10 protein-coding genes and 1 pseudogene are annotated in these 9,323 nt (G+C 55.8%); 6 read left to right on the forward strand and 5 right to left on the reverse strand.

Annotated elements, in window-relative coordinates:
• Positions 1–96: 96 nt before the first annotated feature.
• From FO268_RS22400 to FO268_RS22410, 3 genes are all read right to left on the reverse strand, one after another.
• Complete coding sequence (locus FO268_RS22400) at positions 97–549, reverse strand: Tn3 family transposase (RefSeq protein WP_150995389.1); 453 nt, start codon at positions 547–549, stop codon at positions 97–99.
• Positions 550–605: 56 nt separating this feature from the next.
• Positions 606–989 (reverse strand): YkvA family protein, encoded by a 384-nt coding sequence (locus FO268_RS22405; protein WP_023007037.1) that lies wholly within the window; start codon positions 987–989, stop codon positions 606–608.
• Positions 990–1,058: 69 nt separating this feature from the next.
• Entirely contained in the window at positions 1,059–2,114 is a 1,056-nt protein-coding gene (locus FO268_RS22410) for a DNA-binding protein (RefSeq protein WP_023007038.1), read from the reverse strand.
• Between the two features lie 194 nt (positions 2,115–2,308).
• Between FO268_RS22410 and FO268_RS22415 the strand changes: the two genes are divergently transcribed.
• Positions 2,309–3,298, forward strand: a complete 990-nt coding sequence (locus FO268_RS22415) for a site-specific integrase (protein WP_063091982.1) — start codon at positions 2,309–2,311, stop codon at positions 3,296–3,298.
• A 161-nt stretch (positions 3,299–3,459) separates the two neighbouring features.
• Here FO268_RS22415 and FO268_RS23170 read toward each other — a convergent pair whose 3' ends face one another.
• Both FO268_RS23170 and FO268_RS22910 read right to left on the reverse strand, forming a co-directional pair.
• On the reverse strand, positions 3,460–3,672 hold the full coding sequence (locus FO268_RS23170; RefSeq protein WP_223305241.1) for a hypothetical protein: 213 nt from the start codon (positions 3,670–3,672) through the stop codon (positions 3,460–3,462).
• Between the two features lie 57 nt (positions 3,673–3,729).
• Positions 3,730–4,158, reverse strand: a pseudogene (locus FO268_RS22910) (Tn3 family transposase); the annotation flags it as partial.
• A 433-nt stretch (positions 4,159–4,591) separates the two neighbouring features.
• On the opposite strand from FO268_RS22910, the gene phnC reads away from it, so the two are divergent.
• Genes phnC through FO268_RS22445 form a run of 5 tightly spaced genes read left to right on the forward strand, consistent with a single transcriptional unit; the run spans position 4,592 to position 9,014 of the window.
• The gene (gene phnC, locus FO268_RS22425) at positions 4,592–5,431 is read left to right on the forward strand and encodes a phosphonate ABC transporter ATP-binding protein (RefSeq protein ID WP_011783499.1); all 840 of its coding nucleotides are present in this window, start codon (positions 4,592–4,594) and stop codon (positions 5,429–5,431) included.
• Positions 5,432–5,435: 4 nt separating this feature from the next.
• Positions 5,436–6,299, forward strand: a complete 864-nt coding sequence (gene phnD / locus FO268_RS22430; protein ID WP_011784780.1) for a phosphate/phosphite/phosphonate ABC transporter substrate-binding protein — start codon at positions 5,436–5,438, stop codon at positions 6,297–6,299.
• Positions 6,300–6,309: 10 nt separating this feature from the next.
• A complete protein-coding gene (phnE, locus tag FO268_RS22435) occupies positions 6,310–7,140 on the forward strand; it encodes a phosphonate ABC transporter, permease protein PhnE (RefSeq protein WP_011784781.1) in 831 nt (276 codons plus the stop codon).
• Between the two features lie 9 nt (positions 7,141–7,149).
• Positions 7,150–8,160, forward strand: a complete 1,011-nt coding sequence (locus FO268_RS22440; protein ID WP_062363463.1) for a phosphonate dehydrogenase — start codon at positions 7,150–7,152, stop codon at positions 8,158–8,160.
• Entirely contained in the window at positions 8,154–9,014 is an 861-nt protein-coding gene (locus tag FO268_RS22445) for a LysR family transcriptional regulator (protein ID WP_011783503.1), read from the forward strand. The genes FO268_RS22440 and FO268_RS22445 overlap by 7 nt, the downstream gene beginning before the upstream one ends.
• Positions 9,015–9,323 lie beyond the last annotated feature (309 nt).

Below are 9,323 nucleotides of genomic sequence, written 5' to 3' on the forward strand. Positions count from 1 at the left end.
TTGATTACCAAACGCCCGATGAGGTGTACTACGGGCAACCCATAGCCTTGGCCGCCTGAGCCGGGAATAAAACCGGATCAGAGCTTAACTGCACCTTCAGGCTGTCCAACTGATGGGGTCCACCTCAGGTCCCAGATTGCAGCCGTAGCAGAAGAGCGTAGCGATGAATCGTAACCGGGGATTTTCCACGCGCCCCTCATAGCCTGACAGTGGCCCGAATTCCCGATGTAACCCAAGCCAGCGCTCCGCATCAACCAGAACGTCGACGATGCTGCGGGTGCCAAGCCGACGTGTAATATCGTCATCGAGGGCCTGCCAATTCGTTGGCAGCCCCTGCTTCTGATTGCGTTTGATCACGATGCGACCGTCTTCGATCGCGGCGTGTGTGTTGTCCGGGAAGGCTGAGTCCACCGAGCGGCTCACCTGAGTCAGTTGATCCTTGAGATGGCGACTGAGAGCCTTCGGTTCGATGGGAAGCTCCACTTCCAGCCCGTACTGATCAATTTGAGGGTCGGCAACGATTCTGACGAAATCCTCCAAAAAGCGCATTAACCATCTGTTTTACAAGCCTTAAATTAACTATTTCATCACGTGCAGACGATGCGTTACCTGCTGTATTCCCACACCCAGTAGCCAAAAGCCGTGGCACATAAAAGCCATGTGCCAATAACGACTGCGGCCGCAACGTGGCTGATCGGCTTGATTGCCACTTTAGCTGCTTTCGAGCGACTTGCTTCTATCACATTCGATGGCGTCAGCTTGATGACAAGGACGATGCCCAGCGGGACCAAGATAATGTCGTCAAGATAGCCCAGGATCGGCATGAAGTCCGGAATGAGATCAATTGGACTCATGGCGTACGCTGCGATTGCGAGCAGCCGAACGACTATGGGGGGTATTCGGGTCTCGCGCCACAAAATAACCGTCAGCGCATCATGCTGAATGCGTTTTGCCGCAGCTCGCAGCCTGCCAAAGATCACGGTAGACATCTAACTACTCCTTGCGCGATTGGCATCACTCGCAACTCTCAGGGATGATCAGGCCGAGACAATAGCGGGCTATTTAGCCAGGCTTGTTTGTAGTTGTTTCAACTGACCCTGGAGGACAGCTTTTTCCTGCAGTAATTCGCGATTCTGATCGTTGAGGAACTGGTTTCGGTCGTCAGCCGCTGCCACGCGCTCTCTGAGGTCGGAGATCCGCTGCTGGCAGGCCGCGAGATGTTTTTCAGAATCCGTTAGGGCCGCACCAAGCTTCTCCCTGTGTTCGGCGTCGCTATCTCGCTCCAGCTGGAGGCGGTCGACTGTCGCTTCCAGCGTTTCTGTTCGCGTTGCCCATTGTGTTATGACGGCCTGGCTCGCGTGCAATTTTTCTTTCAAGTTTTCAGCGTGATCCTGACTGGCCTCATAGCGCTGGTTTATTTGGTCGCGATGTTGTCTCAGCGTGTCGCGGTCCTGTTCGCTGGAACGGAGCTGCTGCGTCAGCTGATCCACCTGACCCTCCAGCCCTGACTGGGTCCTGTGGAACTGGTCCCGTTCATGACGGCGATCCTCGGCAATCTCCTGCTGGTAGTGCTCGAAATGGCTGCGGATATCGCGGTTTTCCTGCTTCATCTCTTGGACGGTTGCAGTGGTCTCACTGAGTTTCTCCTGACTTGCCTCCAGTTTGGACGTGAGTGAGGCCGCCCGGAGCTGTTCCTGTTGAAGAGCGTGGGCCTGGGCATCGCTTTCGTTGCGAAGCGCTTCATTGGCCTTCTCCAGCCCGCAGCGTTGCTCTTCCAGTGACTCGCACCGCTGCCGCACCTCTTCCAGCTCGGTGCGCCATTGCTGTTCCAGCGTCTGGTGCGCTTCGCGCTCCTGCGTAATACGTTCATCGGCCGCGTATTGAGCTCGCTCATGCAGGGCTTTCACGGCGGCCACCAAGTCAGCCGGGAGTCCGTTCAGATCCGCTGCGGCTTCGCTGCCTGATTTCCAACGTTTCAGCATTGGCCCGAGAGTGCTGCGACTGCCGGTACCGAGTTCCGATCGCACCCGGTCGACAGTGGGCTCGTCACCGCGTTGGCGGACGCGTTGCGCAGCGTTGGCGACATCCTGGTAAGTAATTCCGGCGCGGGCCATGACATGCCTCATTTTATCATATAACGTGATATGTAATATTACATTATTTATTCGATAATTAACAAAATTTATTTAAGATGCCTAACGCACGTTAAAGCGCGTTAACGTGCGTTAGTGTGTGGTCTGTTCTATCCTGCTCCTGTAACGCCGGTACATCAGCGGCTCTTGAAAGCACGCCTCGAATTGGAGCGGTCATGGATCCAAAACCCACCGTCAAGTCCACATTACGTAACGCGGAAAAGACCGTATTAGCCGATACGGCTAATCGGTACATCCACATGGCCACCACCGACAACACGCGGCGGACCTACCGTGCGGCCATTCGCAGCTTTGAGCGCTGGGGTGGACGTCTCCCGACACAGCCGGCGACCCTTGCGGCCTATCTGTCCGATCAGGCAGACGCGCTTAATCCTCGCACGCTGGATGTTTACCTGACGGCCCTGGGGCGCTGGCACCAGACTCAGGGATTGCGTGATCCCGCTCGAGACCCCGGCGTGCGCAAAACGTTGGAAGGGATTCGTCGCGCCCATGGTCGGCCGAAACGGCAAGCCCGGGCGCTGCGCCTCGAACACATTGCGGCCTTCCTGGAAACACTCCAGCAACAGCCTGACTCGCTCAAGAAGCATCGTGACTGGGCCCTGCTGCAGGTCGGTTTTTTTGGGGCGTTTCGCCGCAGTGAATTGGTAGCGATTGAGGTGAAGCACTTGTCGTGGGAGCCGGAAGGGCTGGTGGTGACCCTGCCGCGCTCTAAAACAGACCCTCACGGTGAAGGCCTGAAGCGGGCCCTGCCTCGGGGCAACGAGCTGGTCTGCCCGGTCAGCGCCCTCGAAACCTGGCTAGAGCATGCCGGCATTCACGAAGGCCCCGTCTTCCGCGCCGTCAACCGCTGGGATCGGTTGCAATCCCAGGCCCTTTCAGGCGGGTCGGTGAACCGAATCCTGAAAGCGCTTGGGGAAACCTGCGGCCTGGACTTCGTGCCGACCCTGAGCAGTCACAGCTTCCGGCGCGGTCTATCCACCGCCGCCGCGCGGGAAAAGGTCGACTTTGCGCAGATCAAGCGCCAGGGTGGCTGGAAGCATGACGGGACGGTGCGGGGCTACATCGAGGAAGGACAGCAATTTACGGACAACGCCGCAAACACCTTACTGACCAAAGTCGCCAGGTTGATCCGGGACACCGACTAATGGTGAGTGTGGTCGCGGCTGGCTACGCTGCCCGGAAGCACTCAGAATACGATGAACAGGTATCTGTAGTGGCTCACAAAGCTAATCTGTTGGGCCCGCAATTATCCTGAGCAGTGGGACCACATTGGGTGAGAAAGGGCGCCCGGTTGGGCCCAGATTAGCTACGAACCGACCAACCCCTGACCGTCATACTCGACGGTTCCGCAAGGCAGCTGTTCCCGCACCTGCACCACCTGGTCCGTCGTCCAGTTGAGCGACGCTGCAAGCCGCTTAAGAGTGACAGGACGACCCTGGACCAGCTCACGCAATAGCGCCACATGAAGCGTGGCCTCCGCTTCTCCGGTCAGGCCCAGCCGATTCACGATTTCTCGCATATCATTCACGGGGCCTTGCCTTATCCCGCGCAGCAGGATAGTTGTTTGACATCCTTTATAGTCGCCGGTCAGGTTGATGTGCTCCCAGCCCAAGGGAGAAAGATGCCGCAGAAGCGTCTCGTCGATATCCCGGCCGTCTTCGCGCAGTGCTTGAACCGCCCGCTCCATATAAACCGTATTCCAAAGGATAATAGCGCTGACGACGAGATTGAGTCCGCTTGCACGGTAGCGTTGATTCTCGTAACTGCGATCGCGGAGTTCACCGAGCCGGTTCAGGAAGACGGCACGAGCCAGCGCGTTCTTAGCCTCGCCCTTATTCAAACCAACCTGCACGCGGCGACGCAGTTCGACGTTTTGCATCCAGTCGAGTGCGAATAATGTTCGCTCAATGCGGCCCAGCTCGCGCAATGCGATCGCGAGGCCATTCTGACGCGGATAGCTCCCGAGCTTGCGCAGCATCAGTGATGCGGTGACAGTGCCCTGCTTACTTTATTTCGAATTAGTAAGTGCAAGGCTGTCCTTGCCCACCCTTAAGGCCACACCTTGAATTGCTGCCCGTTTCCAGATCCACCCCACCATAGTCAGCACCTGGAAGCGCGACCTATTGGAGAGCGCGTCCGACCTCCTCGAAGGCAAGAGTATAGTCGGTAAGCAATTCGATGAACTCAGCACGGACGAACTGTACCGTGAGATTCGCCGACTGACGGTGGAACGCAATTTTTGTTGCTTAAGCTCCTGGGTGGCTCGTTCCACTTTGGCTGAGCTCCATGTATTTCACAGAGCCCTTCGGAAAATCCTTGCGAACCAAAAGCACTTCATCAACCTGTCACGTCAGTGACACGACAGTGTCATCTCTCAGCTTTACCGTTCAATTGTAACTCGCAATACGGCGAGCTTATTTATTGCAAAAGGTGATCCTGTGGCGCCAACTCAATCAACCAATGTGATGCTTCGAGTCGAGAGTATGGGCGTAACCTACCCGGGAAACGTCCTCGCGCTCAAACCCACCAACGTTCACTTTCACAAGGGCGAATTCACCGTGCTACTGGGACTTTCAGGCGCGGGTAAATCCACTCTGCTTCGTTCACTGAATCACCTGGTTAAGCCCACAACCGGGAAGGTTGTGTCTGGCGAGTTTGGTGAACTGACCAACCGTAGAATCCTGCGACAGCACCGCAGCCGCACCGCCATGGTGTTCCAGCATCACCAGCTGATCGAACGATACACCGCGTTACAGAATGTGCTGACAGGCAGACTTGCGTATCACGGTACTTGGCGAAGCCTGCTTCCCCTGCCCCGGCAGGACCTGGAGTTGGCTCTGCAATGCCTCGACCGCGTAGGTCTGGCTGACAAAGCGCTTTCCCGAGTAGATCAGTTGTCCGGCGGCCAGCAGCAGCGGGTTGGAATCGCCAGAGCATTGGTGCAGCAACCATCCATGATTCTTGCCGATGAGCCCGTTGCCAGCCTGGATCCGGCCACTTCTGAAAAGGTACTCGGCCTACTGCGCGATATTTGTCAGGAAGATGGAATCACCGCGGTTATTTCCTTGCACCAATTGGAATACGCCCAGCGTTTTGCAGACCGGATCATCGGCCTTTCGAACGCTCATATCGTTTTTGACGATGCTCCTGAAAACCTGAAATCGAAACACCTGGACGAGATTTACCACCGTTCACCCAGCGTGGTAGCTGCGGAAGGCAAACCAGCCATCCATAAACCTAAGACCACCCCGATAACGACAGACGTACTGGAGAGATAGCACAATGAAGACAATGATTCACTCTTTGCTGGCTCTGATAATGATGCTCGGCATCCATTGGTCAGCCCATGCCGCAGATACAGACCCTGATCTTTTGAAAGTTGCCTTGCTGCCGGATGAGAACGCGTCAGAACTGATCAAGCGAAACCAACCTTTGAAGGATTACCTGGAAACCACTCTTGGTAAGGAAGTAGAACTGATTGTTACCACCGATTACTCCTCCATGATCGAAGCCATGCGTTTTGGCCGAATTGACCTGGCTTACTTTGGTCCGTTGTCCTATGTGATGGCCAAGAGTAAGAGTGACATTGAACCCTTTGCCGCCATGGTGGTAGACGGGAAGCCGACTTATCGCTCCATCATTATTGCCAATGCGGACTCTGGCGTTGGCTCCTTCGCGGATATCAAAGGCAAGAAAATGGCCTACGGTGACCGCGCATCCACTTCCAGCCACCTGATCCCCAAGACCGTACTCCTTGAGAAGGCAGAGCTCGAAGCCGGAAAGGACTATGAGGCTCATTTCGTCGGTAGCCATGACGCTGTTGCGGTTAACGTCGCCAATGGCAATGCCGACGCCGGAGGGTTGTCCGAAGTTATCTTCGAGCATGTGATGGACCGCGGTTTGATTGATCGGAGCAAGGTCAAAGTGCTGGGCTACAGCGGTGACTTTCCTCAATACCCCTGGGCCATGCGTTCGAACCTGGCCCCTGAGCTGAAGAGCAACATTCAGAAAGCCTTTCTGCAGATCGATGACCCGGAGATTCTCGACAACCTGAAGGCTGAGGGATTCGCGGCAATTACCGACGAAGATTACGATGTCATCCGCGCTATGGGTGGCCTGCTCAATCTTGATTTCGCAAAAATGTGAGGAGTGCCCCATGAACTATACAACGACGGAACCGGCGACTCTGTCGCCGGCCCCGTCGGCCTCCGTGCTGGATGAGCACGCGAAAGGCTGGCGGAAAAAACTCGGACAGTCGCTGTTAGTGCTGCTCATCATTTTTGTCGCAAGTTGGTACGTAGGGCTGCTCAATTTCAATACACTTGCCAATGGCGTGCCAGCCATAGGCACACTCATTGGCGAATCTCTTCCACCTGACTTCACCAATGTGGCCAGCTGGGTGTCGCCGTTAATCGACACGCTTGCGATGAGCATTGCCGGTACTGCCATTGCAGTAACCTTGTCTGTGCCACTGGCATTCCTGGCTGCGCGCAACACCTCTCCACATCCGGTGGTGTTCCAAGTAACTCGAACCCTTTTAAACGGTTTGCGTTCAGTCCCGGAACTGATCATGGGCATCATCTTCGTGGCTGCTGTTGGTTTTGGGGCGTTGCCTGGCGTACTGGCGCTCGGTCTTCACTCCATTGGCATGGTTGGAAAGTTTTTTGCCGAAGCGATTGAGCATGTAGATGAGGCGCCAGTGGAAGCGGCCGATGCTGCCGGCGCTACTCGCTTGCAGGTGCTCTATCACGCCGTGCTGCCACAAGCACTTCCTCAATTCGCGGACGTGTCCATTTATCGCTGGGAATACAATTTCCGTGCCTCGACCGTAATGGGCATGGTGGGTGCCGGTGGTATTGGCTTCGAATTGATGGGCTCGCTGAGAATCATGCAGTATCAGGAAGTCAGCGCCATTCTCATTGTCATCTTGTTGATGGTCACCGTCGTGGACAGTCTCAGTGGCCGCCTTCGTAAGAAATTCAAATAAGGAACGTCGATGAAACCCAAGGTTGTGATAACCCATAAGATCCATGACAGTGTTCTGGATGAACTTGCCCAAGATTGCGAGCTGGTCACCAACCAATCCGGCGCCACGTTGCCCCAGGAGGAAGTGGCTGCGCGCGTTGCAGACGCTGATGCGATGATGGCGTTCATGCCAGACCGAGTTGGAGTGGAGTTCCTACAGGGGTGTCCGCGCTTGAAGGTGATTGGTGCAGCCCTGAAAGGCTATGACAACTTTGATGTGGATGCCTGCACGCGTCATGGGGTTTGGCTGACATTTGTACCGGATTTGCTAACCGTGCCTACTGCAGAGCTAACGGTCGGGCTGACGATCAGTCTCACCCGACAAGTCAAGGCGGCGGACCACTTCGTTCGATCCGGTGAATTTACTGGCTGGACACCACGCTTCTATGGGCAGGGGATCGAAGGCTCACGGATTGGTATTGTGGGTATGGGGGCCATCGGCCAAGCGGTGGCGCAGCGCCTGAACGGATGGGGAGCGGATTTAATCTATTCCCAGCCGGAACGTTTACCCGTGCAGCATGAGCAGGCACTGGGTTTGTCCCATACTCCCCTCAAGATGCTGCTGGCCCAGTCAGATATTGTGATCCTGGCACTGGCGCTCAATGAGCAAACCCTCCACACCATTAATCGCGAAACGCTAACAGGAATGAAACCGGGCGCATTCCTTATCAATCCCTGCCGTGGATCTGTGGTGGATGAGGGTAGTGTTCTGCAAGCGCTTCAATCCGGTCAGTTGGGGGGGTACGCCGCTGATGTGTTTGAGATGGAAGATTGGGCGAGAGAAGATCGTCCGAGGGAGATCGCCCAGGGGCTCAGGGCCCACCCCAACACGCTGTTTACTGCTCACATCGGATCGGCAGTCAGCCAGGTGCGTCTGGCTATCGAGCAACGCGCTGCTCGGAACATTCTGCAAGTGCTTCGGGGTGAGCGGCCGGATGATGCGATCAATGATCCCAGTGGCCGCGAGAGCGGCCCATGCTGAATCTTGTCTGGCTGAAGAGTTTCGTGGCGGTGCTGGACCACAACGGGTTTCAGGCCGCAGCCCGCCAGTTGGACATCGCACAACCCACACTGTCCCAGCACCTTCAAAAACTCGAAAACCAACTTGGCGTTTTATTGGTCCACAGGGGGCGCTCTGGCTGTGAGCCAACCCGGGCTGCCTTAACCTTGTTGCCTTTTGCCCGAAGTCTGCTCCGGCTGGAGGAGCAGGCGAGATCTTCCATTATGGAGGCTCGACTTCGCGTTGGGGCGAGCTCCAATATTGGGATTTATATGCTCCAGCCCTACATCCGTCGTTACAAGGAGCTGGGCGTAGGGCCCGAGGTGGATGTGGTAATAGATTCCAATCCGACTATTGCACGGCATTTATCGGACGGTGAGCTGGACGTGGCGATTATGGAGTGGTGGCATGATCTACCCGGATTCCATGCTCAGGCGTGGCGTAACGAGCCCGTTGTTCTAATCGTTCCGCCTGGTCACCCGTTAGCCCGTCGAACCGATATCGACCGCGATACGCTGTCTAACATGGCTCTGATCGGCGGCGAACCCGGCACCGGCACTGGCCGGCTTTTGGCGACCTACTTCGGTGAGCATGGGCCATTTCCGACGGTATCTATGCAGCTGGGTAGCACCGAAGCCGTCAAGCAAGCGGTTAAGGTCGGACTTGGCGCATCGTTGGTGCTTGAAAGTTCTGTACGGGAGGAGGTCCAAAATGGAAGTCTGGTGGCTATTCCCGTGAGTGAGCCTGGCCTTAGCAAGGAGCTGATGGTGATTTATCCGAGCAGCCTGGACAAACACAGGCCAGTATACTCGTTTGTTGGGCATCTCTGTGAATAGCTATTGGGTCCACCTCACGCATATCTAGCTGGGAATGCAGATACTGAGCCTCACGCTCACTTCGACAACGCAGTATTCCGTCATCTGCATATCGGCAGAATGGGATATCCGGATGACGAACGGTCAGCCAACGATCCAATGCATAATGCAGAAACAGGTTTGCCAGAACTGGCGATAACGGGCGGTAATCCCCCCGAAAAACAGCGGTGATCAAAAGTAGAATTTTCCGTAAGCTAGACGCAGGGAGATTCTGCATGAAGAAGTCACGTTTTTCCGACAGCCAGATCCTGTCGATCCTCAAGCAAGCCG

Origin of the sequence: Marinobacter denitrificans, assembly GCF_008795955.1 — a bacterium.
Taxonomy (GTDB): Bacteria; Pseudomonadota; Gammaproteobacteria; order Pseudomonadales; family Oleiphilaceae; genus Marinobacter; species Marinobacter denitrificans.

Coding starts and splice junctions, on each gene's coding strand:
- FO268_RS22410 (WP_023007038.1), bottom strand. CDS start 2,114: ATGGCCCGCGCCGGAATTACTTACCAGGATGTCGCCAACGCTGCGCAA.
- FO268_RS22445 (WP_011783503.1), top strand. CDS start 8,154: ATGCTGAATCTTGTCTGGCTGAAGAGTTTCGTGGCGGTGCTGGACCAC.
- FO268_RS22440 (WP_062363463.1), top strand. CDS start 7,150: ATGAAACCCAAGGTTGTGATAACCCATAAGATCCATGACAGTGTTCTG.
- phnD (WP_011784780.1), top strand. CDS start 5,436: ATGAAGACAATGATTCACTCTTTGCTGGCTCTGATAATGATGCTCGGC.
- FO268_RS22400 (WP_150995389.1), bottom strand. CDS start 549: ATGCGCTTTTTGGAGGATTTCGTCAGAATCGTTGCCGACCCTCAAATT.
- FO268_RS23170 (WP_223305241.1), bottom strand. CDS start 3,672: ATGCGAGAAATCGTGAATCGGCTGGGCCTGACCGGAGAAGCGGAGGCC.
- FO268_RS22415 (WP_063091982.1), top strand. CDS start 2,309: ATGGATCCAAAACCCACCGTCAAGTCCACATTACGTAACGCGGAAAAG.
- FO268_RS22405 (WP_023007037.1), bottom strand. CDS start 989: ATGTCTACCGTGATCTTTGGCAGGCTGCGAGCTGCGGCAAAACGCATT.
- phnE (WP_011784781.1), top strand. CDS start 6,310: ATGAACTATACAACGACGGAACCGGCGACTCTGTCGCCGGCCCCGTCG.